The sequence below is a fragment of the Citrobacter sp. XT1-2-2 genome (assembly GCF_023516235.1).
Taxonomy (GTDB): domain Bacteria; phylum Pseudomonadota; class Gammaproteobacteria; order Enterobacterales; family Enterobacteriaceae; genus Citrobacter; species Citrobacter werkmanii.
The window spans coordinates 483,194-507,969 of sequence record NZ_CP097324.1 but is presented as its reverse complement, the minus strand read 5'-3'; the positions used below and the strand labels follow the sequence as shown (position 1 = coordinate 507,969).

Annotated in this window: 22 protein-coding genes; 12 read left to right on the top strand and 10 right to left on the bottom strand. The window is 53.0% G+C overall.

Annotation, left to right across the window (positions count from 1 at the left end; genetic code table 11):
* Positions 1-3: 3 nt before the first annotated feature.
* Both aaeA and aaeX read right to left on the bottom strand, forming a co-directional pair.
* Positions 4-936 carry a p-hydroxybenzoic acid efflux pump subunit AaeA gene (gene aaeA, locus M4I31_RS02480; protein ID WP_038634348.1) on the bottom strand — a complete coding sequence of 311 codons (933 nt, stop codon included), beginning with the start codon at positions 934-936 and terminating at the stop codon, positions 4-6.
* 7 nt (positions 937-943) lie between these two features.
* Complete coding sequence (gene aaeX, locus M4I31_RS02475; protein WP_003025177.1) at positions 944-1,147, bottom strand: p-hydroxybenzoic acid efflux pump operon protein AaeX; 204 nt, start codon at positions 1,145-1,147, stop codon at positions 944-946.
* Positions 1,148-1,331: 184 nt separating this feature from the next.
* Here aaeX and aaeR point away from each other — a divergent pair, with 184 nt between their 5' ends.
* A complete protein-coding gene (gene aaeR, locus M4I31_RS02470) occupies positions 1,332-2,261 on the top strand; it encodes an HTH-type transcriptional activator AaeR (protein WP_038634351.1) in 930 nt (309 codons plus the stop codon).
* 85 nt (positions 2,262-2,346) lie between these two features.
* Here the strand turns inward: aaeR and tldD are convergent, their stop codons facing one another.
* The 7 genes from tldD to mreB all read right to left on the bottom strand — a co-directional run bounded on the left by tldD (position 2,347) and on the right by mreB (position 12,530).
* A complete protein-coding gene (gene tldD, locus M4I31_RS02465; RefSeq protein WP_038642897.1) occupies positions 2,347-3,792 on the bottom strand; it encodes a metalloprotease TldD in 1,446 nt (481 codons plus the stop codon).
* Positions 3,793-3,938: 146 nt separating this feature from the next.
* Positions 3,939-7,739: an AsmA2 domain-containing protein YhdP gene (yhdP, locus tag M4I31_RS02460; RefSeq protein ID WP_085048630.1), complete on the bottom strand. Its 3,801-nt coding sequence runs from the start codon at positions 7,737-7,739 to the stop codon at positions 3,939-3,941.
* A gap of 110 nt (positions 7,740-7,849) precedes the next feature.
* Positions 7,850-9,319, bottom strand: coding sequence for a ribonuclease G (rng, locus tag M4I31_RS02455; protein ID WP_038634356.1), 1,470 nt, complete (start codon positions 9,317-9,319; stop codon positions 7,850-7,852).
* The gene (locus tag M4I31_RS02450; protein ID WP_085048629.1) at positions 9,309-9,902 is read right to left on the bottom strand and encodes a nucleoside triphosphate pyrophosphatase; all 594 of its coding nucleotides are present in this window, start codon (positions 9,900-9,902) and stop codon (positions 9,309-9,311) included. The genes rng and M4I31_RS02450 overlap by 11 nt, the downstream gene beginning before the upstream one ends.
* Positions 9,903-9,910: 8 nt before the next feature.
* Positions 9,911-10,399, bottom strand: coding sequence for a rod shape-determining protein MreD (gene mreD / locus M4I31_RS02445; RefSeq protein ID WP_085048628.1), 489 nt, complete (start codon positions 10,397-10,399; stop codon positions 9,911-9,913).
* Positions 10,400-11,422 carry a rod shape-determining protein MreC gene (gene mreC, locus M4I31_RS02440; protein ID WP_042311343.1) on the bottom strand — a complete coding sequence of 341 codons (1,023 nt, stop codon included), beginning with the start codon at positions 11,420-11,422 and terminating at the stop codon, positions 10,400-10,402. It abuts the gene before it with no gap.
* A 64-nt stretch (positions 11,423-11,486) separates the two neighbouring features.
* On the bottom strand, positions 11,487-12,530 hold the full coding sequence (mreB, locus tag M4I31_RS02435) for a rod shape-determining protein MreB (protein ID WP_000913396.1): 1,044 nt from the start codon (positions 12,528-12,530) through the stop codon (positions 11,487-11,489).
* Here mreB and M4I31_RS02430 point away from each other — a divergent pair.
* Positions 12,508-12,828 (top strand): hypothetical protein, encoded by a 321-nt coding sequence (locus tag M4I31_RS02430; protein WP_154050627.1) that lies wholly within the window; start codon positions 12,508-12,510, stop codon positions 12,826-12,828. The two genes, mreB and M4I31_RS02430, sit on opposite strands and share 23 nt — an antisense overlap.
* 8 nt (positions 12,829-12,836) lie before the next feature.
* Here the strand turns inward: M4I31_RS02430 and csrD are convergent, their stop codons facing one another.
* Positions 12,837-14,777, bottom strand: a complete 1,941-nt coding sequence (gene csrD / locus M4I31_RS02425) for an RNase E specificity factor CsrD (RefSeq protein ID WP_085048627.1) — start codon at positions 14,775-14,777, stop codon at positions 12,837-12,839.
* Between the two features lie 225 nt (positions 14,778-15,002).
* Here csrD and M4I31_RS02420 point away from each other — a divergent pair, with 225 nt between their 5' ends.
* From M4I31_RS02420 to dusB, 10 genes are all read left to right on the top strand, one after another.
* On the top strand, positions 15,003-15,977 hold the full coding sequence (locus M4I31_RS02420) for an MDR family oxidoreductase (RefSeq protein ID WP_085048626.1): 975 nt from the start codon (positions 15,003-15,005) through the stop codon (positions 15,975-15,977).
* Positions 15,978-16,096: 119 nt separating this feature from the next.
* The gene (gene msrP, locus M4I31_RS02415) at positions 16,097-17,101 is read left to right on the top strand and encodes a protein-methionine-sulfoxide reductase catalytic subunit MsrP (RefSeq protein WP_085048625.1); all 1,005 of its coding nucleotides are present in this window, start codon (positions 16,097-16,099) and stop codon (positions 17,099-17,101) included.
* Complete coding sequence (msrQ, locus tag M4I31_RS02410; protein WP_085048624.1) at positions 17,102-17,701, top strand: protein-methionine-sulfoxide reductase heme-binding subunit MsrQ; 600 nt, start codon at positions 17,102-17,104, stop codon at positions 17,699-17,701.
* Between the two features lie 392 nt (positions 17,702-18,093).
* Complete coding sequence (accB, locus tag M4I31_RS02405) at positions 18,094-18,564, top strand: acetyl-CoA carboxylase biotin carboxyl carrier protein (protein WP_003025210.1); 471 nt, start codon at positions 18,094-18,096, stop codon at positions 18,562-18,564.
* A gap of 10 nt (positions 18,565-18,574) precedes the next feature.
* Positions 18,575-19,924 (top strand): acetyl-CoA carboxylase biotin carboxylase subunit, encoded by a 1,350-nt coding sequence (gene accC, locus M4I31_RS02400; RefSeq protein ID WP_003828838.1) that lies wholly within the window; start codon positions 18,575-18,577, stop codon positions 19,922-19,924.
* Between the two features lie 107 nt (positions 19,925-20,031).
* The gene (locus tag M4I31_RS02395; protein ID WP_085048623.1) at positions 20,032-20,274 is read left to right on the top strand and encodes a YhdT family protein; all 243 of its coding nucleotides are present in this window, start codon (positions 20,032-20,034) and stop codon (positions 20,272-20,274) included.
* Complete coding sequence (gene panF / locus M4I31_RS02390; RefSeq protein ID WP_038634386.1) at positions 20,264-21,715, top strand: sodium/pantothenate symporter; 1,452 nt, start codon at positions 20,264-20,266, stop codon at positions 21,713-21,715. Before M4I31_RS02395 ends, panF begins: the two co-directional genes overlap by 11 nt.
* Before the next feature lie 11 nt (positions 21,716-21,726).
* Positions 21,727-22,608, top strand: coding sequence for a 50S ribosomal protein L11 methyltransferase (gene prmA / locus M4I31_RS02385; protein ID WP_085048622.1), 882 nt, complete (start codon positions 21,727-21,729; stop codon positions 22,606-22,608).
* A gap of 161 nt (positions 22,609-22,769) precedes the next feature.
* The gene (locus M4I31_RS02380) at positions 22,770-23,501 is read left to right on the top strand and encodes a carbonic anhydrase (RefSeq protein WP_233623706.1); all 732 of its coding nucleotides are present in this window, start codon (positions 22,770-22,772) and stop codon (positions 23,499-23,501) included.
* A 298-nt stretch (positions 23,502-23,799) separates the two neighbouring features.
* Positions 23,800-24,765: a tRNA dihydrouridine synthase DusB gene (gene dusB, locus M4I31_RS02375; protein WP_085048620.1), complete on the top strand. Its 966-nt coding sequence runs from the start codon at positions 23,800-23,802 to the stop codon at positions 24,763-24,765.
* Positions 24,766-24,776 lie beyond the last annotated feature (11 nt).

Sequence of the window (24,776 nt, the reverse complement as noted above, 5' to 3'; positions counted from 1 at the left end):
CAATTAACCGAACTCGCGCAGGCGGTGCGCCATTTTACGGAAGAAGGATTCCTGACTGGCATCGCGATCCTGCTTACCGGTGATAACAACGGTAGCCGTCGTCCCGGCTGGCCACAGGGTTCCCTGCTGCTCATCAAGACGAATGCGCACCGGTACACGCTGTGCCAGACGGACCCATTCAAGATTGGAATCAATGGTCGCCATACCTTTTGCGTCTCGCGTGCTGCTGGCATTCGTTACGCCAGCCGCCACGCTATCAACGGTACCCTTCAACACATTATTGCTACCAAGCGGGGTAATTTCAGCGCGATATCCAGGGCGTACGCCTTCCAGCTTGGTTTCTTCCATATACGCCAGGACATAGAACGAGTGCTGTTTTACCAGCGCTACCGCCGTGGAGCCTCGGGTAATAAATTCGCCGCTGTAAACATTCAGGTTAGTCACCCAACCATCCGCTGGCGCACGAATAACGGTACGTTCAAGATCCAATTTTGCCAAATCGCGGGTCGCTTGCGCCTTCGCCAACTGGTGTAATACGGTTTGCAGTACGTTGTTAGACTGATCAATCTCTTCACGAGACATGGCCTGCACGCCCAGACGGTTACGACGACCGGCTTCCTGACGTTTTTCCTGCGCCAGAACCTGGTAATAAGAGACGTCGGCTTCAGCCTGTTCGAGGGCTTTTTTATAGCGCGGCTGGTCGATGGTAAACAGCACCTGATCCTTTTTCACCAGTTGGTTATCATGGACGTTAACGTTGGAAATAAGACCCGCAACGTCCGGCGCAATGGCGACGACATCAGCGCTGAAACGCGCATCACGCGTCCACGGCGACTCGGTGTAGAACACCCATGCGCGAAAAATAGCAATGAAGGCCAGAATGACCAGTACGAGAGTCATGGCCGTACGGGAGAGTTTTTTTGTTAGTGTTTTCACTTCAACCTCAAACGAACAGGCGCGTTATTAAATAGAACAGGCAGCAATACAGCGCGGTGTTAAACAGAGCCGGATGCCAGACAAAATCATAGATGCCAGTTGGAACCAGCACCCGGCGCACCAGCCAGAAAATCGCCAGTGACAAAAGCAATTCGAAAAAAATCGGTGGGAAGGACAGACCAAACACCACGATAACGGGAAACAGACTCATGTTGACCTTGGTAGCTTAAGAGAGTGCAGGTGATAGATTTTCTAGCGTATGTCACCGCAGAAAAGGGCAAGGAAGAGCCAGGCGAGAGCGACATAGCCGTTATTTGAATAATAATATATTAACGTAACTGTTATGCTGTTATCTATATTATGTGATCTAAATCACTTTTAAGCCAGAGTGAATAATGGAACGATTAAAACGTATGTCGGTGTTCGCCAAAGTTGTCGAACTGGGCTCCTTCACCGCCGCCGCAAGACAGCTGCAAATGAGCGTTTCATCGATAAGCCAGACGGTCTCTAAACTGGAAGATGAACTACAGGTCAAGCTGCTAAACCGCAGTACGCGCAGCATTGGGCTAACCGAAGCCGGTAAAATTTATTATCAGGGCTGCCGTCGAATGCTGCACGAAGCGCAGGATGTGCATGAGCAGCTGTATGCCTTTAATAACACTCCTATCGGCACATTGCGTATTGGCTGTTCTTCAACCATGGCACAAAATGTCCTCGCCGGGCTGACGGCGAAAATGCTGAAAGAGTACCCCGGCCTGACGGTAAATCTGGTCACCGGCATCCCGGCACCGGATTTAATTGCTGATGGCCTGGACGTGGTCATCCGCGTCGGCGCGTTACAAGACTCCAGCCTGTTTTCACGTCGTCTGGGAGCCATGCCGATGGTGGTCTGCGCCGCTAAAAGTTATCTCGCCCAGTTTGGCGTTCCGGAAAAACCTGCCGATCTCAGCAATCACTCATGGCTGGAATATAGCGTGCGCCCGGATAACGAATTCGAGCTTATCGCCCCGGAGGGGATCTCTACCCGCCTGATTCCAGAAGGGCGCTTCGTCACTAACGATCCGATGACGCTGGTGCGCTGGCTGGCCGCAGGCGCGGGTATTGCCTATGTACCATTGATGTGGGTGATCAATGAGATCAATCGCGGCGAAGTGGAGATCCTGCTTCCCCGCTACCAGTCGGATCCGCGTCCGGTCTATGCGCTGTACACCGAAAAAGACAAACTGCCGCTTAAGGTTCAGGTAGTGATTAACTATCTGACGGATTATTTTGTCGATGTGGCGCAGCTGTTTCAGGGAATGTATGGTCGAGGGAAAGAGAAATAAAAGAGTCCAGGCCGGATAAGGCGTTGACGCCGCATCCGGCAAGATGCCCGATGGCACTGACGCTTATCGGGCCTGGATCATGATGCTATGCGGTGCCGCCGACCGTCAAATTATCGACCTTCAGCGTCGGCTGGCCCACGCCCACCGGCAGGCTTTGCCCTTCTTTACCGCAAACGCCTACGCCGTTATCCAGTTTCAGATCATTACCCACCATCGAAATTTGCTGCATCGCTTCGATACCGGAGCCAATCAGCGTCGCGCCTTTCACGGGTTTGGTCACTTTACCGTTTTCAATCAGATACGCTTCGGACGTTGAGAACACAAATTTCCCGGAGGTGATATCCACCTGACCACCGCCGAAGTTCGGCGCATAAATGCCGTATTCGACGGATTCAATGATTTCCTGCGGCGTGGATTTGCCCGGCAGCATATAGGTGTTGGTCATCCGCGGCATCGGCAGGTGCGCGTAAGATTCACGGCGTCCGTTACCCGTTGGCGCCACACCCATCAGGCGCGCATTCAGTTTGTCCTGCATGTAGCCTTTCAGAATACCGTTTTCGATCAGCACGTTGTACTGGCCCGGTGTACCTTCGTCATCAATAGCCACGGATCCACGACGGTCCGCCATTGTGCCATCATCCACTACGGTACACAGTTCTGACGCGACCAGTTCACCCATATGACCGCTAAATACCGAGGTACCACGGCGGTTAAAGTCGCCTTCCAGACCATGACCGACCGCTTCGTGCAGCAGAACGCCAGGCCAGCCAGCGCCGAGTACCACCGGTAACGTACCTGCCGGCGCGGCTACTGCGGACAGATTGACCAGCGCCATGCGCACAGCCTCTTTCGCCCACGCGTCGGCACGAACGTCACCATCGAGATCGCCAAGGAAATAGTCATAGCCAAAGCGACCGCCGCCACCGCTCGCGCCGCGCTCACGTTTACCGTCTTCTTCGACCTGTACGCTGACGGACAAACGCACCAGTGGACGGACATCCGCGGCCAGCGTACCGTCGGTCGCCGCCACCAGAATCAGCTCATAAACACCGGTCAAGCTGGCGGTCACTTCCTGAACGCGCTTGTCAGCAGCACGCGCAACGCGGTCAACGCGACGCAGAATATCCAGTTTCTCTTCGCGGCTCATGCTTTGTAACGGATCGACCGAAGTGTAAAGCGCCTGATGCTCTACCGCACCCAGCGTTTTTACTTTGCCGTCACCACTGTCGCGCACAATAGTCCGGGCAGCATGCGCACTTTGCTCCAGCGCCAACAGGCTAATCTGGTCTGCATAAGCAAACCCCGTTTTTTCGCCGCTGATGGCGCGTACGCCAACACCCTGATCGATATTGTAAGAACCATCTTTAATGATGCGATCTTCTAAAACCCAGGATTCGTGATAGCTCGACTGAAAATAGAGATCGCCGTAATCGAGACGGCGTTCGGCCAGTTGGCCCAGAATGGCAAACAGATCCTGATGTTTCAGGCCATTCGCCGCTAGCAATTGTTCACTTACCAGGTTCAGACTCATCGTTTTGTTACTCATTTAATTCTGCCGGATGGCGGCAAAAACGCCTTATCCGGCCTACGTTGTTAGGCTACTGTAGGCCGGATAAGCGCTGCTCCATCCGGCAATACTATGTACTGAGATTGGGGCAATTACTTGCCCCCGTCAAATCATTGCTGGCTTTCTTTGCGCGGCTGACGCAGAACTTCGTTAATCTGCGGCTTATCAACCGGACCGGTGATACGGTAACGCAGAATCGAAACTTTACTCCACAGCGGCCCCAGAACCTTACTGGCGGCAAACACCGCCGCGCCGACAATCGGGTTGACGGCGAACGCGGCGGCAACCCCAACGGTGGCAGAAATTTCAGGCGCGACAACCGCTTCCATATCCAGTTCGCGGCGTACCAGATTCACCGAGCCTTTCATCGCGATGTCAGCTTCCAGACCGTCCACCAGCGTGTCGTCGGTATGCATCACACCATCCTTAATCCACGCCGTGCTGCGAATGGAGTCGAAATAGAAGCCTTCACTGAAGGTATCGCTAAAATCAAAGCGCAGTTTACGTAGCAACGCGTCAAAGCTTAACAGGCGTAACAGTTGCCCCGCATGTCCGGTACTAAGTTCGGTAAGCTCACCTTTGCCCAACCGGGTGCGCAAAATCCCATTCAGCGACGCTTCATCCGGATCCCACGGTGGATTACGCCAGTGCAGGTCGTACTCCACATTGAACGAAGAGTTACGAATCGGCGTCGATACGCCAAAGAAACCGGCGGCAGAGTCAATTTTTTTGCCGTTCAGTTTTCCCTTCAGTGACGTACGCTCTTTACCCGGCACATTCACCCATTCACCATCGGCAGTCAGTCTGGCAAAGCCGGTATCCAACAGACCGTTGCTCAACGAGAGCGTATCGCCTTTGATCGCCACATCGGCATCAATACGTCCATATTTCTGTCCCCACAGCCAACACTCTGCACAGCGGAGTTGAACATCCGGCCAGCCACGGAAGCTGACGTTATTGATGGTAGAGAAAGGCGACGCTGGCGCTGTGCCGGGAGAAGGCTTTGCGGCGCTCGGGTTGTAATAGAGGTATTTAATGTTCGCCAGCCACGGGGCGTTATTGCGCATAGCCAGCGTGGCGTTGATCTCACGCCCCTGCGCCTGCACGCTGGAACCGTTGCCCGAAGGCTCAGACACAATACTTAAATTGTTCCACTGCTGCCCCCCCAGGGATAACGATGGCGTACGTACCGTGATGCGTTGCGGGAAGTTGGCGTTCGAGCCAACGTTATCCGCAGCGCCTTTCTGGAACAAGGCCAGCCATTGCGCGCCGTCCATAGGGGGAAGATTGAGCTCAATGCCTTGCTGATCGGGTAACGCGGGCACGGTGCGGCTTTCCGACGTCCAGATAGCGCGGTCAAGGGTCAGCTTCTGATTCAGCAGCCAGTGGCTGTTGAAGTGATTCTTGCTCCCTGCGTTGCCGGTGAGATCAAAGCTGCGCAGATTGCCGTTGGCCTTCACGTTTACCGGCAGCGCCTCACCGGCCGCCTTATTCAGTGGAGCAGGTAAGTGACTACTTACATTCTTCAGGTCACTCTTTAACGCAATGTCGTAGGTCGCCCCGGCATGATACGGAAGATTGATATCCACCTTGCCATTCCACGCCATACTGCCGCTTAACGCATCGTTCACCTGCGTCGGCAAAATCCCCATACGGTTTGGCTGCCAGTCGCCTTGCAGATTCACCGCCACCTGATAGGCTTTGGCCCCTTCGGTAGTGGAAAAATCGACGTTCAGCGGCTGATTAAACCAGTTTGCCGTCATCGGCTCACTCTGCAGATCGCCGTTCACAAAGCTGAATTTACCGGTCAAATTCTTCAACGTGCTGTCGAGCGGTTTAATAAACAGACTGTTATTACGCAGATTGACATCACCTTTGGCCGTAACCAGCGAGCCATCCAACGGGATATCGAGATGTAAGCGAGCATTCACATCGCCATCAATCTGCAACTGCTCAAGCGTGGCGCCAAGAGAATCTTTTAGCGGCGTATCATCAAAATAAGGTCCAACCGCTTTGCCCGGCCCGTTGATGTCGGCATCAATCAGCAGTTTTTCTTTTGCATAGTCGGGAATATTGGCCGTCAGATTGCTGGCTTTTACGCCGCCTAAATTAACGCCATCCGTTTTCATCCACAGACCGTCGTTAATGAAGTTCAGTTCAATATTGAGGTCAGTCAACGCAGGCCAGTCGGGCTGAAAGGCGAATTTAGCATTGCGTAACGGCACCAGGACCTGAAACTGCCCTTCATTATGCAGATATGGGAACAAATGCGGGTTACCGCCATACACCAACGTGGCATTATCCGCTTCGCCGCCCTGAATCGCGCCGCTGAGGTAGTCAACCAGCTCTTTGCCCATCAGATTTTCCGGGAAGTAGCGCCAGGCCTGAGAGCCGTCATCAGTACTGATCCCCGCCAGAATGCCTAACCATGGCTCGTCACCGGTCGGTTGCAGATAGCGAAAACCACCGCGCGCATGTACCGCTTTCGCTTTGACATCAATGTTGCGCCCATCTAACTGAAAACCTTTATCATTCTTCAGCCAGCTTAGCGTCGCCACGCCGTTTTCTATTTCCAATGGTGCGCGGAAGACGCTCTCATACGGCATGCGGGCTTGCTTGATGGAGGCGGTAAGCGCACCATTTTCCACGCTGCCCGAAAGCGTACCGGAGAAATGCTCCGCCCCCGGTAACAACTTCCACTGTTTCCAGGCCAGATTGGTCCACGAGGACTGGAAACGGGTCTTTTCTGTTGCCTGTAATGGGATATCCAGCGCCAGCACATCAATTTTGCCGCTTGGCTGCGTGGCGCGCCAAATATCCCCCAGCGCTGGCGATAACTTAGCCGCCATCGGGCGCAGCCCTTCTAATCCAGCCAGCTCCAGATTGCTGGCGCGAATGCGTAGCTCGTCACTGCGCTTGTTATTCTCACCACCGACTTCCTGCTCAGGGATCCAGGCCAGCGTTAACGCCCCGCTTGGCCAGGGTTTATCATCCATGGTGATACGGGTATCGGGAATAGAGAATTGCCAGCCCGGCTGTTCGCGGCTAATGTGCGCCGTCAGGTTATCCACGGAGAGCGTATGCGTGCGGTTGTTACCCAGCCAGCTGGCGCCGCCTTTCTTCAGCCAGACATCGCCTCCGGAAACGACGCCTTTATTGATCGTCATCCATGCTTCCAGGCTAAAACGCGCGGTTTGCAACGCGACATTATCCTGCATCCATTTGCCCAGCCACGGTTTGACGTCAATGTCGTCTGCCTGCAGCCAGACCCGACCATTATTCAACAGCCCATTGTCGTCGCGCAGATCCATGCGCACCTGCATAACGCCATGTTGACCGGTCAGACTGGAGAGACTGACCTGCCCCTCAGCGCGATGCCGGTTTTTACCGTTCAGCCAGGTAAGCTGTGGGATCGCCAGTTCAGCGCGCTGGCCTGAGAGGGTTAAAAAGCTGATTTGACTGTCGCGGAGATCGAAATGATCGAACTGACGCAGGAAGAGATCGCTGAGGTGACCCGCTTCAATTCCATCACCGCTTTCACTACTCTGGATAGGGGTATTGGTGCGCAACTGCAATTGCCAGAAGGTGAGATCGCGAAACTGCCAGCGCATGTGCAGTAAACTTTGCCAGACATCCAGCGCTAACGTGACGCGTTTTACCGAAAACTCACCGCCGTCTTTGAGCTGAGCGTGGATATCACGCGCTTCAAGCGTAGGGCCGAAATTTTGCCAGTTGGCGGATAGCTGGCTGGCGGTAACGGGCAGGCCAGTCGCGGATTCAATCTTACCGAGAATGGCCGGACGCCAGCTATCAAGATGAGGTAGCGCAAGGCGCAGTCCACTGACCATCAGCGCTGCAATGACAACGAATGCGGCTCCAGTGAGCAGTAATATCCCCGGCAATCGCCTCACGCGCCTCTCCTTGTCTGCAAAAAAATGTGACTCACACCCCTTGAGTGTATATTGCCGGATGGCGGCGCTTGCGCCTTATCCGGCCTACATGCGCTGGTGCTACTACTCAATTACATCATTACGACGTCGAACTGCTCCTGGTTATAGAGCGGTTCAACCTGGACTTTGACCTGTTTACCCACAAAGATTTCGACTTCCGCCAGCGCATGCGACTCTTCGCCTTTCAGGGTTTCTGCCACTGCCGGAGATGCATAAACCAGGAAGCGATCGGAGTCGTATGCATGGTGTACGCGGACAATTTCGCGCATGATTTCATAGCATACGGTTTCCACCGTTTTCACGGTACCGCGTCCATGACAGGTAGGGCACTCATTGCACAGCACATGCTCCACGCTTTCACGCGTGCGCTTACGCGTCATCTCCACCAGGCCCAGCTGTGAAAAACCGTTAATGCTGGTTTTTACGCGGTCCTTGCTCAGAGCCTGCTCCAGAGAGTGCAACACCCGGCGCCGATGATCTTCATTATTCATGTCGATAAAATCGATAATGATAATGCCGCCCAGGTTACGCAGACGCAGCTGACGCGCAATGGCCTGCGTTGCTTCAATATTAGTATTAAAAATAGTGTCGTCGAGATTACGATGTCCAACAAACGCGCCGGTATTGATATCCACGGTGGTCATCGCTTCGGTTTGATCGATGATCAAATAGCCGCCGGATTTCAGCTCAACCTTGCGTTCCAGCGCGCGCTGGATTTCATTCTCAACGTCAAAGAGATCGAAAATAGGCTGACGTCCGCTGTAATGCTCCAGCTTGCTGGTCATCTCGGGAATGTACTCCGCCGTAAATTCCAGCAACGCCTCATAGGTCAGGCGAGAGTCGACGCGGATCCGATCAAGCTGGGCATCGGCAAAATCACGCAAAACGCGCTGCGCCAGCGCAAGTTCGCCATACATCTGGTAGCGCGTTTGCGGACGTTTTTTGCGCTCCATGACTTTCGTCCAGACGCGCTTCAGGTAGGCAGCATCCGAGGCCAGATCCTCTTCGCATACGCCTTCCGCCGCTGTACGAATAATAAATCCGCCCTGCTCATCACAGTAATCGGCTACCACTTTTTTCAGACGTTCGCGTTCGCTTTCGCTTTCGATACGTTGGGAAACGCCAACGTGCGACGCGCCCGGCATAAAAACAAGATAACGGGAAGGCAGCGTAATGTCCGTCGTCAGGCGAGCGCCCTTAGTACCCAGCGGATCTTTTACCACCTGTACCATCAAATCCTGGCCCTGGCGAACCAGTTCAGAAATGTCGCGCACGGTGAACTGTTTTTGTTCTTCACCGGCCACGCATTCGGTGTGTGGCATGATGTCTGAAGCGTGAAGAAATGCGGCTTTATCCAGTCCAATATCTACAAAAGCCGCCTGCATACCCGGAAGTACACGACTTACACGACCTTTGTAGATATTGCCTACGATTCCACGTCGCGCCTCACGTTCAATATGAATTTCCTGCAGAATACCGCCATCAATGTAAGCCACCCGTGTTTCCGATGGCGTTACGTTTACCAACAATTCAGCCGTCATGTTTATCCCTTTGCTCACGCAGTGCGTTAAAATTGGTCAGCAACTCATACGTTTCTACCAGCGGTAAGCCGACTACGGCGTGATAGCTGCCATTTATCTTCCTGACAAAACAGCCACCCAACCCTTGAATACCGTATGCACCTGCTTTATCCATTGGTTCACCGCTGGCAACATAACCCGCGATGTCCTCATCGGTGAGTGCTCTGAATGTCACTTCCGTCACCACCAGACAGTCCAGACTGTGCTGGCGATCGGCCAATGCCACGGCGGTCATGACCTGATGCGTGTTGCCCGACAGCTTACGCAGCATTGCGGCGGCATGGGCGGCGTCGTGCGGTTTTTCCAGCACTTCGCCGTTAAGAATAACAATGGTATCCGCACCCAATACCGGCAAATCGCGCTGCGCCAACGCAACGCCAGCCTGCGCTTTTTCGCGCGCCAGACGAGAAACGTACTGCTGCGCGCTTTCCTGCGGGTGCCGCTGTTCTTCAATCCCAGGAACCAGCCGTTCAAACGTGATACCAAGTTGAGCGAGCAGTTCCTGACGACGTGGAGAACCTGAAGCAAGATACAGAGTATTCATATCAACCTTTATTGCACCGCAAACTGCTGACGGATTTTACGCATCAGTAAGAATAGCCATGGCCAGAGCACACCATTCACTACACTACTCCAGAACACTTCAGGTCTGAAAGAGACATTGATCACTAAAAACTCGGCCCAGAAAACAATAATATCCACGACCAGTGATAACAACACGACCACCAGCGCCTGTTGCCAGAGCGCGAGGTTGCGGAATAGCTGGAATTTCAGCGCGACCAGATAGGCAATGATACTCATCGACAAGGCCCGCACGCCAAGCGTGGAACCGCTAATGAGATCCAGTATGGCACCCACCACGAACCCTGTGCCCACATTTACGCGATGCGGTAGCGCCAGAATCCAATACAACAAGATGAGCAGCACCCAGTTTGGCCGGAAAACAATAATGTCATCCGGCCAGGGCATAACTTGCAGCAACAGTGCAATAAGGAACGAAAGCCAAATAACCCAACGCCCCTGGCTACGATAGCTTGCCACTTACTGTCCTCCCGGCTTACGCGGAGCAGGTTGTGGCGGCGTGGTGTCCGTAGGCGCGGTAGTGACGCCTGTAGCAGGTGCCGGTACTGGCGCAGGCGGCCCCATGGCATCTGGCGCAGGCAGAACTTGCGGCATCATTTGCATCAAACGTTCATTGGCAACACGGTGTACTTCTTCCGGCGTCATCGGATTGGCGCCATTACGATCGGCTCCCCACAACAGCAGCAGATAGCGCAAACGCTGCAAACCCGCGGTCGGACGAGCCTGAATGACGGTATAAGCACGCTGAGTGTCCAGCTTAACGGAAGAAACAACAGCAACCGGATAACCTTCCGGGAAGCGTCCACCCAAACCGGAAGTCACCAGCACATCGCCAACGCGAATGTCGGTGTTCGCCGGCAGATGTTCGAGCTGAAGATCGTCCGTACAACCGTTGCCCGCAGCAATGACGCGAATATCGTTACGCAGAACCTGGATTGGCAGAGCATGCGTCGCATCGCAAATCAGCAGTACGCGGCTGGTCAGTTTTGCTACAGCAACGACCTGACCCACTACACCTTTGTCGCTGATAACTGGCTGACCTTCGTAGACGCCGTTAACGCTCCCTTTGTCGATCACGACCTGATCGCTGTATGGGTCATTAACCGTTGAGATGACCTGCGTCACCATCTTTTGTTCGTCCTGACGCAATGGCGATCCCAGCAGCTCGCGCAAACGCGCGTTCTCCTGTTTATATTGCCCCAGCATCAGCAGCTCGCTATTTTTCAGCAGCAGTTCCTGACGCAGCGCCCGGTTTTCAAGTTCGAGTTGGTCACGCGAAGCCAGCGTTTGCGACACGCCGTCGAGTAATTCACGAGGACCATTAGAGATAAAGTAGAAAGGACTGACGGCGGTATCCATGTACGTTCGGATTTGACTAAACGTACCCAGGCGGCTGTCGGCAATAATAACGCCGAGCGCCACCAGCACCGCCAGAATAAGGCGAATCTGTAGCGACGGGCCACGGCTAAAAATTGGCTTCATAGTCTATGCGTATTCTCGTATCAGAGCGGAAGGGCAACCCGCGGGCCACCCTACCTGCGTCCGATTACTCTTCGCTGAACAGGTCGCCGCCGTGCATATCGATCATTTCCAGTGCTTTGCCGCCACCGCGCGCCACGCAGGTCAGCGGATCTTCAGCAACAACAACTGGAATACCGGTTTCTTCCATTAACAGACGATCAAGGTTACGCAGCAGCGCACCGCCACCGGTCAGCACCATACCGCGCTCGGAGATGTCTGACGCCAGCTCTGGCGGACACTGTTCCAGAGCAACCATTACCGCGCTCACGATACCGGTCAGCGGTTCCTGCAGCGCTTCCAGAATCTCGTTGGAGTTCAGGGTAAAGCCGCGTGGAACACCTTCTGCCAGGTTACGGCCGCGTACTTCGATCTCGCGGACTTCATCGCCCGGATAAGCGGAACCGATTTCGTGTTTAATACGTTCTGCGGTGGCTTCACCGATCAGAGAACCGTAGTTACGACGAACGTAATTAATGATGGCTTCGTCGAAGCGGTCACCACCAATACGTACGGAAGAAGAGTAAACCACGCCGTTCAGGGAGATAACGGCAACTTCAGTGGTACCACCACCGATATCCACAACCATTGAGCCGGTTGCTTCAGAAACTGGCAGACCCGCACCAATCGCGGCCGCCATCGGCTCTTCGATCAGAAAGACTTCACGGGCGCCTGCGCCCTGAGCGGATTCACGGATCGCACGGCGTTCAACCTGGGTTGCGCCAACCGGTACACACACCAGTACGCGCGGGCTTGGGCGCATGAAGCTATTGCTGTGCACTTGTTTGATAAAGTGCTGGAGCATTTTTTCAGTCACGAAGAAGTCAGCGATAACGCCGTCTTTCATTGGGCGAATTGCAGCGATATTGCCCGGCGTACGACCCAGCATCTGCTTCGCATCATGACCTACTGCAGCCACGCTTTTCGGCGAACCGGCACGATCCTGACGAATGGCCACAACAGAAGGCTCATTCAATACGATGCCTTGTCCTTTTACATAAATAAGGGTATTCGCGGTACCCAGGTCAATGGACAGGTCATTGGAAAACATGCCACGAAATTTTTTCAACATACTAAGGGATAATCCTGAAAGCTGGGGCGGAAAACAAAATCCGCTTACTTTACCAACCACACGCAGCAGCGACAAGGCGCAAAAATCATCTGCTACGGTGAAAATTAGTGCAGTTCGTTTCCTTTGTTACAAAACCGGCCTGAGTCCATCAGGGCTGAAAAAATCAGCAGCATTCCTCGCTTTTGTTTGCAACCTGTCAAAGGTCATTCACCTGCATGTTTGCTGTTACAACCTGGCGAGCAGACAAGCACACCCCCAGAAGGCACAGCGCGCGTTATTCTACGTGAAAACGAATTAAACGGCAGGTTAAACCGAATATCTTTGCGAATATTTTTTCACGTTAGTGTCAAGTGGCTGTGATGCGGCAAAAAAATCCCCTTGCCCACCAGCAACTCCGCGTTCCGTCAGCGTATGCCACTCGCTACGCGAACGAACTCCCGTGGCATAAACCTGCGTTGGCGTGCCTGAACAGGCCTCCGCCAGGCTTTGAACCAACAGTTGGTTTTCGGTTCGCTTATCAATATTCCTCACCAGGCTTGGATGCAGCTTCAATAACTCAACGTTAAGCTCTTTAATCCAACTGGTGCTCACCAGCGTTAAACCGGCCTGCGTAACGGCGATCCGTACCCCTAGCGCATCCATCAATCGGATGACGGGCTGTAATCGGCTGATATGTTGACAAACATCTGCCTCAGCAAGTTCAATAATTATGCGTTTGCGTAGTGATTTTTCGCACTGCATCAACGTATCACGCAGCCAGCGCTGAAAACGTGGGCGAATTAGCGATTCAACCGTTATCTGCATCGCCAGGCTTTCCTGCGGCCAGTAGCCCAAAAGCAGGATCAGACGACTTAACTGTAAACGGTCATACTCTTCAGCCAGGCCAAACTGCAGCACCATCGGCATATATTCCGCCGAAATAACCTCTTCGCTGCCATCAAAAATACGGCACATCAGTTCCCGGTGGTGTACCCGTCCTTCACGCGTTACCGCAGGTTTTTGATATATTCTCGGCCCGCCCCGGCTGAGCATCTGTTCAATCAGCGTCCGCCAGCGCACGTTGCCCCGGCCTTTTTCCGGCAGGGAGTCATCATAGACCGACCAGCTGTTCCCACCCTGCAGGACCGAATTCCGGGTGGCGGCCTCAGCATGATCCATCACCTGTTCCGTCGACTGACCACTGCGGCAAACGCAAATGCCAATATGAACCATATCGGCACGATCGATCATTTTATTAGTCGGAAGCGCATCGACCGCTTTTAATAATTGCCCGGCGATGCTTTCGGCTTCTTTCAGCGTGCGATGTGGCAACAGGATGGCAAAATCGCTACGGTGGTAGCGCGCCAGCAATGCCCCCGGATAACGCGTCATAAACGTCGACAACAAATTGATTAGCGTTGAAATTTGTTCTTCCGCCAGGGTGATTCCCCAGCTATCTCGCAGCAGAGTAAAGTCCGGCAGACGCACCATCATCACGACGCCATGCGCTCCCACCTTTTCTTGATCTTCCAACAGCGTGGCCAACTGGTTATCAAAAAACAGACGGTTACTCAGCCCGGTTTTTGTATCCTGCGCAACATAGGAACGAATCAGGGTGTCCAGTCGGCTGCGTTGCTCGCGGGCATTTTGAATTTCAGTCAGCAACATATCGAGCGCACTGCTGGTGCGCGCTGGCCATTCATAGACCGTTCCTCGTACATTCGACCCGCGTTCACCGTTCAGAATACGCGTGGAACGAATCTCCAGTAACTCCTGGCCTGAAAGCTGACGCTGAAGCCAGCGTACCGACAAAAAGAGCATCAGAATAATAAACGCAATGGCCAGTGTGAGCGGCGCGGTAGTCAGTAGCGAATGGAAATAGTTGCCCATCGGATCCTGATAAACCAGGCGAACTGACATGCCCGGATGCTTGACCAACGGTACGGTGATGTCGCGGTAGAGGTTGTTCGTTCCTGCCGGACGGTAGCTGCTGGTTCGGGAGTGGTCATACACTATATGCTCCCCTTGCAGCAACTCGATACGCACGATATCAACAGAAACCATCAGTTCATCGATTTGCGGCGTCAGCGAAACGAAATCGCGGGAGACAAGATGTGTATCAATCGCCGTCGCCACCGCCTGCACTCGCGTAGTAAACTTATATTGAATAGCGTTGTAGAAACTCAGCGAGCAGCCAATCAGAGTCACAAAGATCGTTAACCCAGTAAGCAGCGTGACAAAAGCTGAGAATTTCGTCGTTAATCGCATCCTTGTGTTAACTCCGACAGTTATGAAACAGGTGTGAAAGAGATAAAGCGACTCGAAAATGCAAAACTGAACGCAAAATCCGCCAATTTATGCAAACTGTGGGGGCATACTACCAAATCAGGTATATCTGGCAATTTATTGCGCAGAATCGGCATCATGTTTTGATTAGCGAGTATAGTCTTCATTAACAATTTTCCAATCCACTATACGAATTGAGGACAGGTTATGCAGGCTTTGATCTTAGAACAGCAGGACGGAAAAACCCTCGCATCCGTTCAACCCCTCGACGAAAACCAGCTCCCGGAAGGCGATGTAACGGTGGATGTCCACTGGTCGAGCCTGAACTATAAAGACGCCCTGGCTATCACTGGCAAGGGTAAAATCATCCGCAACTTTCCGATGATTCCTGGCATTGATTTCGCCGGTACCGTGCGTGCAAGCGAAGATCCCCGTTTTCATGCGGGTCAGGAAGTCTTACTGACCGGCTGGGGTGTGGGTGAAAACCATTGGGGCGGGCTGGCTGAACGTGCGCGCGTCAAAGGCGACTGGCTGGTAGCGCTGCCGCAAGGGCTGGACGGGCGCAAAGCGATGGTCATCGGCACCGCCGGTTTTACCGCCATGCTGTGCGTCATGGCGCTTGAGGATGCAGGTATTCGCCCGCAAGACGGTGAGATTGTCGTCACCGGCGCCAGCGGCGGCGTGGGCAGCACTGCCGTGGCATTACTGCATAAGCTGGGCTATCAGGTTGTGGCAGTATCAGGACGCGAAAGCACCCACGACTATCTGAAGAGCCTGGGCGCGAATCGTATTCTCAGCCGCGATGAGTTTGCTGAATCTCGCCCGTTGGAAAAACAACTGTGGGCCGGTGCAATTGATACCGTTGGCGATAAAGTGCTGGCGAAAGTCCTGGCACAGATGAACTACGGTGGCTGCGTGGCCGCCTGCGGCCTGGCGGGCGGCTTCGCGCTGCCGACCACCGTCATGCCATTCATTCTGCGTAATGTACGTTTGCAAGGGGTGGACTCGGTGATGACCCCACCGGCACGTCGCGCAGAAGCCTGGGCGCGTTTGGTTAAGGATCTGCCGGAATCGTTCTATGCTCAGGCCGCCACGGAGATTACGCTAGCGGATGCGCCGAAGTTCGCCGATGCCATCATCAATAACCAGGTGCAAGGTCGTACCCTGGTGAAGGTGAAATAACAGGCATCGGCGCAGAAATTTACACTTAACTAACAAAATTTCGCGGCATATATAGAGACTCCCTGCCATATTAACTACGCATCCCCTGTCTGTCATGACGCGTAAGCCGGGAGTCTGTTATGAAGAAATTACGTCCATTTACAGAAGCCGACGTCACCGCCGAGTCGGCTTTTTTTATGCAGCGCCGCCAGGTACTGAAAGCATTAGGGATCAGCGCTGCCGCGTTGTCTTTGCCTCACGCTGCGCAGGCCGACCTTCTGAGCTGGTTTAAGGGTAATGACCGCCCTCCGGCGCCTGCGGGTAAGCCGCTTAATTTCAGCAAGCCCACCGCCTGGCAAAATTCGCTTCCTTTAACGCCAGCAGATAAAGTTTCTGGCTACAACAACTTCTATGAATTTGGTCTCGACAAAGCGGATCCAGCGGCCAACGCAGGCAGCCTGAAAACCGATCCGTGGACCTTGAAAATCACTGGCGAAGTCGCAAAACCCCTCACTCTCGATCATGATGCGCTGACCACCCGTTTCCCATTGGAAGAGCGGATTTATCGGATGCGCTGTGTGGAAGCCTGGTCAATGGTGGTGCCGTGGATTGGCTTTCCATTACATAAACTGCTGGCGCAGGTTGAACCCACCAGCAACGCAAAATATGTCGCTTTCGAAACGCGCTACGCCCCGGATGAAATGCCTGGTCAGAAAGATCGCTTTATTGGCGGCGGGCTGAAATATCCGTATGTTGAAGGGTTACGCCTGGATGAAGCAATGCATCCACTAACCCTGCTTACCGTAGGGGTTTATGGTAAGGCCCTTCCGCCGCAAAATGGTGCCCCCATCCGCTTAATTGTGCCGTGGAAATACGGATTTAAGGGCATAAAGTCGATCGTGAGTATCAAACTAACCCGCGAACGCCCCCCAACAACCTGGAACCTGGCCGCGCCTAATGAATATGGGTTTTATGCCAACGTGAATCCGCATGTCGATCACCCCCGCTGGTCCCAGGCCACCGAACGTTTTATTGGCGCTGGCGGTATTCTGGACGTACAGCGTCAATCCACGCTGTTGTTTAACGGTTATGCCGAAGAGGTTGCTTCCCTGTATCGTGGTCTTAATCTACAGGAGAATTTTTAAGTGCGTCTGACTGCAAAGCACATTACCGGACTGAAAGTTTGCCTGCATCTTGGCGGATTTTTGCCGTTCATCTGGCTCTTTTGGGCGGTAAATCATGGCAGTTTGAGCGCCGATCCGGTCAAAGATATCCAGCACTTTACCGGTAGGACAGCTCTGAAATTCTTACTGGCGACCTTGCTGGTCTCTCCACTCGCGCGCTACGCTAAACAGCCATTATTGATACGCACTCGTCGCCTGTTAGGGCTATGGTGTTTCGCCTGGGCGACGCTGCATTTAACCAGCTACGCGTTACTGGAACTGGGTATTCATAATCTGGCGCTGTTGGGGCGGGAATTCATTTCGCGACCGTATTTGATGTTGGGTATTGTCTGTTGGGTCATATTATTTGCTCTCACCTTAACGTCCACGCAATCTGCACAGCGAAAGCTGGGTAAGTATTGGCAATTTTTGCACAACTTCGTCTATCTTGTGGCGATCCTGGCACCCATACATTATCTGTGGTCGGTTAAAATCATCTCCCCTCAACCGATTATTTATGCCGCACTTGCTGCGGTGCTGTTAGCCTGCCGCTACAGGAAGTTTCGCCAGTGGTGGCGGTAGTTTCACGATATGTGCAGTACGTTGCAAAACACGGACGATCCGATTTTCTTTACATGTTAACGGTTGATTATCTTCCCTGATAAGACCAGTATTTAGCTGCCAATTGCTACGAAATAGTTATAATGTGCGCCTTTGCTATCCCCGGTAGCGTTTTTACGGCGCGGAAAGGGTGACAATCGCATATTGAAGGTATATTTTGTCTTTTACCCGAAAATGACAGAAGATAGCCGCACAATGACTAACAAGTCTGGCAATCTCATGTAATGGCATCAGCACCCAGTGCAAAGCCTGAGATGCGTGGCATCTTGTCACTCACTGTTATAAAAATGCTATACAGACGGCGGTAAAACGCCTGTCACAATCTCACTAAACAAAGAGTACGGAACCCACTCATGGATATTCGTAAGATTAAAAAACTGATCGAGCTGGTTGAAGAATCAGGCATCTCCGAACTGGAAATTTCTGAAGGCGAAGAGTCTGTACGCATCAGCCGTGCGGCGCCAGCTGCAAGTTTTCCAATGATGCAACAGGCTTATGCTGCACCAGTGATGCAGCAGCCAGCTCTGTCTAACGCTGTCGCACAAACTGCCTCTCCAAGTATGGAAGCTCCGGCAGCAGCGGAAATCAGTGGTCACATCGTACGCTCCCCAATGGTTGGTACGTTCTACCGCACCCCGAGCCCGGATGCGAAAGCGTTCATCGAAATCGGCCAGAAAGTGAATGCGGGCGATACCCTGTGCATCGTTGAAGCCATGAAAATGATGAACCAGATCGAAGCCGACAAATCCGGCGTCGTTAAAGCGATTCTGGTAGAAAGCGGTCAACCGGTAGAATTTGACGAGCCGCTGGTCGTCATCGAATAACGAGGCGAACATGTTGGATAAAATTGTCATCGCTAACCGCGGCGAGATTGCCTTGCGTATTCTTCGTGCCTGTAAAGAACTGGGTATCAAGACTGTCGCAGTGCATTCAAGCGCGGATCGCGATTTAAAACACGTATTGCTGGCGGATGAGACGGTCTGTATTGGCCCGGCTCCGTCCGTAAAAAGCTATCTGAACATCCCGGCTATCATTAGCGCCGCTGAAATCACCGGCGCGGTGGCAATTCACCCGGGTTATGGCTTCCTCTCTGAGAACGCCAACTTTGCTGAGCAGGTAGAACGTTCCGGCTTTATCTTCATCGGCCCGAAAGCCGACACCATCCGCCTGATGGGCGACAAAGTGTCCGCGATTACCGCGATGAAAAAAGCTGGCGTACCGACTGTCCCAGGCTCTGACGGCCCGTTGGGCGATGACATGGACGCTAACCGCGCTCATGCTAAACGCATCGGTTATCCGGTTATCATCAAAGCCTCCGGCGGCGGCGGCGGTCGCGGTATGCGCGTCGTGCGCAGCGATGCCGAACTGGCGCAATCCATCTCCATGACCAAAGCGGAAGCGAAAGCGGCTTTCAATAACGACATGGTCTACATGGAGAAATACCTGGAAAACCCACGCCACATCGAAATTCAGGTGCTGGCAGACGGTCAGGGTAACGCGATTTATCTGGCAGAGCGTGACTGCTCCATGCAGCGTCGTCACCAGAAAGTTGTCGAAGAAGCACCAGCGCCGGGCATTACTCCGGAACTGCGTCGCTACATCGGCGAGCGTTGCGCCAAAGCGTGCGTTGATATCGGCTATCGCGGCGCGGGTACATTCGAGTTCTTGTTCGAAAACGGTGAGTTCTACTTCATTGAAATGAACACCCGTATTCAGGTTGAACACCCGGTAACCGAAATGATCACCGGTGTTGACCTGATCAAAGAACAACTGCGCATCGCAGCGGGTCAGCCGCTGTCTATCAAGCAGGACGAAGTTGTGGTTAAAGGCCATGCGGTAGAGTGCCGTATCAACGCCGAAGACCCGAACACCTTCCTGCCGAGCCCGGGTAAAATCACGCGTTTCCACGCGCCGGGTGGTTTTGGTGTGCGCTGGGAGTCTCATATTTACGCAGGTTACACAGTACCTCCGTACTATGACTCAATGATCGGTAAGCTGATTTGCTATGGCGAAAACCGCGACGTCGCTATCGCTCGCATGAAAAACGCCTTGCAGGAACTGATCATCGACGGCATCAAAACCAACGTTGATCTGCAGATCCGTATCATGAATGACGAGCACTTCCAGCATGGTGGAACCAATATCCACTACCTGGAGAAAAAACTCGGACTTCAGGAAAAGTAAGCAAGCGTTAACCGAAAAGGCCGGAAATTCCGGCCTTTTGTTTTTCTCCCCTCCCACAGGTGCCATAAGGTACAATCCCCGCTTTCTTTATTCACAAGGGACAAAAAATGGACGCTCGTTTTGTTCAGGCCCATAAAGAGGCGCGCTGGGCGCTGTGGCTGACCCTTTTATATCTTGCCGCATGGTTAGTGGCCGCTTACTTACCAGACACCTCTCTGGGTTTTACCGGTCTCCCGCACTGGTTCGAAATGGCCTGTCTGCTGACGCCATTGGTTTTCATCGTACTGTGCTGGGCGATGGTGAAGTTTATCTATCGCGACATTCCACTGGAGGATGATGATGCAGCTTGAAGTTATTTTGCCGCTGGTCGCCTATCTTCTGGTGGTTTTCGGTCTCTCTGTTTACGCCATGCGCAAAAGGTCGACCGGCACCTTCCTGAATGAATATTTCCTCGGCAGCCGCTCTATGGGCGGGGTCGTGTTAGCCATGACGTTAACGGCAACCTACATTAGCGCCAGTTCGTTTATCGGCGGCCCGGGTGCTGCTTATAAATACGGGCTGGGGTGGGTTTTGTTAGCGATGATCCAACTGCCCGCCGTCTGGCTGTCGTTGGGTATTCTCGGCAAAAAATTCGCCATTCTGGCACGCCGTTATAATGCGGTTACCCTCAACGATATGCTGTTTGCCCGCTACCAAAGCCGCCTGCTGGTGTGGCTGGCGAGCCTCAGCCTGCTGGTCGCGTTTGTCGGTGCAATGACCGTACAGTTTATTGGCGGCGCGCGTTTGCTGGAAACGGCAGCGGGTATCCCTTATGAAACCGGCCTGCTGATTTTTGGCGTCAGTATCGCGTTATACACGGCGTTCGGCGGATTTCGCGCCAGCGTGTTGAACGACACGATGCAGGGCATGGTGATGCTGATTGGGACTATCGTACTGCTGGTCGGTGTCGTCCATGCCGCTGGTGGTCTCAGCAATGCGGTAGTCACTCTGCAAACCATCGATCCTAAACTGGTCTCGCCGCAGGGCGCTGATGACATTCTGTCCCCCACGTTTATGACTTCATTCTGGGTACTGGTGTGCTTTGGCGTGATTGGCCTGCCGCATACGGCGGTGCGCTGCATCTCCTATAAGGACAGCAAAGCGGTACACCGTGGAATTATCATTGGCACCATCGTGGTGGCTGTCCTGATGTTTGGTATGCATCTGGCCGGCGCGTTGGGCCGGGCGGTGATCCCTGACCTGACGGTACCGGATCTGGTTATTCCCACGCTAATGGTAAAAGTCTTGCCGCCGGTAGCAGCCGGGATCTTCCTCGCCGCGCCCATGGCCGCGATCATGTCGACGATCAATGCCCAATTGCTGCAAAGTTCCGCTACGATCATTAAAGATCTTTATCTGAACCTTCGCCCGGAACAACTGCAAAATGAAACACGGCTGAAACGCATGTCGGCAGTGATCACTCTGCTGCTGGGCGCGTTACTGCTGCTGGCCGCCTGGAAGCCGCCAGAGATGATTATCTGGCTTAACCTGCTGGCGTTTGGCGGGTTGGAAGCCGTCTTCCTATGGCCGCTGGTGCTGGGCCTTTACTGGGAGCGGGCAAACGCGGCAGGCGCACTGAGCGCAATGATTGTCGGCGGCGTACTTTATGCCGTACTCGCTACTTTTAACATTCAGTACCTGGGCTTTCATCCGATTGTGCCCTCGTTACTGATAAGTTTGCTGGCTTTCCTGATCGGCAACCGTTTCGGTTCCGCCGTTCCGCAAGTCGCCATATTGACTACTGATAAATAAAGAGTTTTGCCATGCCATGGATTCAACTGAAACTGAACACGACCGGTGCAAACGCTGAAGAGTTGAGCGATGCGCTGATGGAAGCGGGCTCCGTTTCCATTACTTTCCAGGATACGCATGATACGCCGGTATTTGAACCTCTGCCGGGCGAGACTCGCCTGTGGGGCGATACCGACGTTATCGGCTTGTTCGATGCAGAAACCGACATGAAAGAAGTCGTTGCGATTCTGGAGCAGCACCCACTACTGGGTACAGGCTTCGCGCATAAAATCGAACAGCTTGAAGACAAAGACTGGGAACGCGAATGGATGGATAACTTCCACCCGATGCGCTTTGGCGAACGTCTGTGGATTTGCCCAAGCTGGCGCGATGTCCCGGATGAGAACGCCGTCAACGTGATGCTCGACCCGGGTCTGGCGTTTGGTACCGGTACTCACCCAACCACCTCTCTGTGCCTGCAATGGCTGGACGGTCTCGATCTTAACGGTAAAACGGTTATCGACTTTGGCTGCGGATCCGGCATCCTTGCCATTGCGGCACTGAAGCTGGGTGCAGCGAAAGCGATTGGTATAGATATCGATCCGCAAGCGATTCAGGCCAGCCGTGATAACGCCCAACGTAATGGCGTTTCTGAGCGTCTGGAACTTTATCTGCCTAAAGACCAGCCAGAGTCGATGAAAGCCGATGTGGTGGTCGCCAACATCCTTGCTGGCCCATTACGTGAACTCGCACCTTTAATCAGCGTGCTGCCCGTTGAGGGCGGTTTGCTGGGGCTTTCTGGTATTCTTGCCAGCCAGGCGGAAAGCGTCTGTGAAGCCTATGCCGACCTCTTTACGCTCGATCCGGTTATCGAGAAAGAAGAGTGGTGTCGCATTACCGGACAGAAAAAATAATCCCTTCCGGCGTGGTTATCCGACCACGCCATTTTCAGACAACAGACCAGCATACTGATACTTTACCCAACGATCAAATAACTAATTGATTTTTATATTTTTTGTTAAGTAAACGTATGCACTTCAATCGTTTTACAACAATTTTACTGGCAGCATGCTTAATGCCCCTGAAGACGCTGGCCGTGCCATGGGGCTATACCGGAGAAACCAGCCCTGCGCAGTGGGGCAAAATAAGCAAAGAGTATGCAACGTGTCAGACGGGTATCAACCAGTCACCCGTTGATATCCAGACCACGACAACCAGCAAACTCGGCCTGCCCGCGCTCAATTTACAATACATTGATGGCCCGACAAGATTTCGCAGCATTAACCATACGCTGCAGGCAACAATGAGCTCCTACCCCCCTAATTTCATTGAAATTGAAGAAAAGCTCTATTATTTAAAACATTTTGATTTTCACGCTCCAGGCGAACATACCCTCAACGGTAAAATCTATCCACTGGAGCTGCAGTTGACCCACGAAAACCAACATGGTGATATCGCCATTGTGGCGGTCATGTTTGACATTGGTGAGCCTAACCAGGCGATTCAAAACCTGTGGGAGTCCTTTCCCACCATGGAGGGCAACAGCATGCCCATTTTTTCGCCCGTCGATATCAACCAGCTTCTACCCGACAACAAGACCTACTGGCTCTACAGTGGCTCGATAACAACGCCTCCCTGTACTGAAGGCGTCACCTGGGTTGTCCTGAAAAAGCCTGTGGCCCTTTCCGCCGAACAGTTAGATAAATTTCACTACATTGTTGGGCCAGCGAACAATCGTCCACCGCAGCCGCTGAATGAACGCACGATTACGGACAGCAATTCAGGTGGCACCGAGATCCTGTACTAAAATGAGGTCACGATCACACAATAGCGAGGTAATTTGCTGATTAATTCAGCAGAATATCTTGTCAGTACCTTCTGTAACTGAAGAAAAAATGAGAAGTTACGCAAAATTATATGCGTATATAAAATCGACACATTTTTGTAATGCCATGATTTATATGATTAAATATTTTCATGAGTTCATATTTACGGCAATTCATTGATCCACCTCAGTGGATTGGTCAAAGTTTGGCCTTTCATCTCGTGCGAAAAATGCGTAATATACGCCGCCTTGCAGTCACAGTATGGTCATTTCTTAACTCATGCGCATCGGACAACACCAGCTCAGAAATCGCCTGATCGCAGCACCTATGGCTGGCATCACTGACAGACCATTCAGGACGCTGTGCTATGAGATGGGAGCCGGATTGACGGTATCCGAGATGATGTCTTCTAACCCGCAGGTTTGGGAAAGCGACAAGTCTCGTTTACGGATGGTGCACGTTGACGAGCCAGGAATTCGCACGGTGCAAATTGCCGGTAGCGATCCTGTTGAGATGGCCGATGCCGCACGTATTAACGTGGAAAGCGGCGCCCAGATTATTGATATCAATATGGGGTGTCCGGCTAAAAAAGTGAATCGCAAGCTCGCAGGTTCAGCCCTCTTGCAGTACCCGGATTTAGTGAAATCAATACTAACCGAGGTCGCCAATGCAGTGGACGTTCCTGTCACACTCAAGATTCGCACCGGCTGGGCTCCGGAACACCGTAACTGCGTAGAGATTGCCCAACTGGCTGAAGACTGTGGCATTCAGGCTCTGACCATTCATGGACGCACCCGCGCCTGTTTGTTCAATGGAGATGCTGAGTACGACAGTATTCGGGCAGTTAAGCAGAAAGTTTCCATTCCGATTATCGCGAATGGCGACATTACTGACCCGCTTAAAGCCAGAGCGGTACTCGACTATACGGGGGCGGATGCCCTGATGATAGGCCGTGCTGCTCAGGGAAGACCCTGGATCTTTCGGGAAATCCAGCATTATCTGGACACTGGGGAGCTGCTGCCCCCGCTGCCACTGGCAGAGGTGAAGCGCTTGCTTTGTGCGCATGTTCGGGAACTGCACGACTTTTATGGTCATGCAAAAGGGTACCGAATTGCGCGTAAACACGTATCCTGGTATCTCCAGGAACACGCTCCGGATGACCAGTTTCGGCGCACATTCAACGCCATTGAAGATTCCAGCGAACAGCTGGCGGCGTTGGAGGCATACTTCGAAAATTTTGCGTAAACAGAAATAAA

What these genes read in the sequence shown, in the direction of transcription:
- accC (WP_003828838.1), top strand. Translation starts at nt 18,575, where the DNA reads ATGTTGGATAAAATTGTCATCGCTAACCGCGGCGAGATTGCCTTGCGT.
- csrD (WP_085048627.1), bottom strand. Translation starts at nt 14,777, where the DNA reads ATGCGATTAACGACGAAATTCTCAGCTTTTGTCACGCTGCTTACTGGG.
- aaeR (WP_038634351.1), top strand. Translation starts at nt 1,332, where the DNA reads ATGGAACGATTAAAACGTATGTCGGTGTTCGCCAAAGTTGTCGAACTG.
- M4I31_RS02450 (WP_085048629.1), bottom strand. Translation starts at nt 9,902, where the DNA reads ATGAATACTCTGTATCTTGCTTCAGGTTCTCCACGTCGTCAGGAACTG.
- M4I31_RS02380 (WP_233623706.1), top strand. Translation starts at nt 22,770, where the DNA reads ATGCCCCTGAAGACGCTGGCCGTGCCATGGGGCTATACCGGAGAAACC.
- prmA (WP_085048622.1), top strand. Translation starts at nt 21,727, where the DNA reads ATGCCATGGATTCAACTGAAACTGAACACGACCGGTGCAAACGCTGAA.
- M4I31_RS02420 (WP_085048626.1), top strand. Translation starts at nt 15,003, where the DNA reads ATGCAGGCTTTGATCTTAGAACAGCAGGACGGAAAAACCCTCGCATCC.
- tldD (WP_038642897.1), bottom strand. Translation starts at nt 3,792, where the DNA reads ATGAGTCTGAACCTGGTAAGTGAACAATTGCTAGCGGCGAATGGCCTG.
- mreC (WP_042311343.1), bottom strand. Translation starts at nt 11,422, where the DNA reads ATGAAGCCAATTTTTAGCCGTGGCCCGTCGCTACAGATTCGCCTTATT.
- msrP (WP_085048625.1), top strand. Translation starts at nt 16,097, where the DNA reads ATGAAGAAATTACGTCCATTTACAGAAGCCGACGTCACCGCCGAGTCG.
- aaeX (WP_003025177.1), bottom strand. Translation starts at nt 1,147, where the DNA reads ATGAGTCTGTTTCCCGTTATCGTGGTGTTTGGTCTGTCCTTCCCACCG.
- M4I31_RS02430 (WP_154050627.1), top strand. Translation starts at nt 12,508, where the DNA reads ATGCCACGAAATTTTTTCAACATACTAAGGGATAATCCTGAAAGCTGG.
- M4I31_RS02395 (WP_085048623.1), top strand. Translation starts at nt 20,032, where the DNA reads ATGGACGCTCGTTTTGTTCAGGCCCATAAAGAGGCGCGCTGGGCGCTG.
- rng (WP_038634356.1), bottom strand. Translation starts at nt 9,319, where the DNA reads ATGACGGCTGAATTGTTGGTAAACGTAACGCCATCGGAAACACGGGTG.
- mreB (WP_000913396.1), bottom strand. Translation starts at nt 12,530, where the DNA reads ATGTTGAAAAAATTTCGTGGCATGTTTTCCAATGACCTGTCCATTGAC.
- accB (WP_003025210.1), top strand. Translation starts at nt 18,094, where the DNA reads ATGGATATTCGTAAGATTAAAAAACTGATCGAGCTGGTTGAAGAATCA.
- panF (WP_038634386.1), top strand. Translation starts at nt 20,264, where the DNA reads ATGCAGCTTGAAGTTATTTTGCCGCTGGTCGCCTATCTTCTGGTGGTT.
- dusB (WP_085048620.1), top strand. Translation starts at nt 23,800, where the DNA reads ATGCGCATCGGACAACACCAGCTCAGAAATCGCCTGATCGCAGCACCT.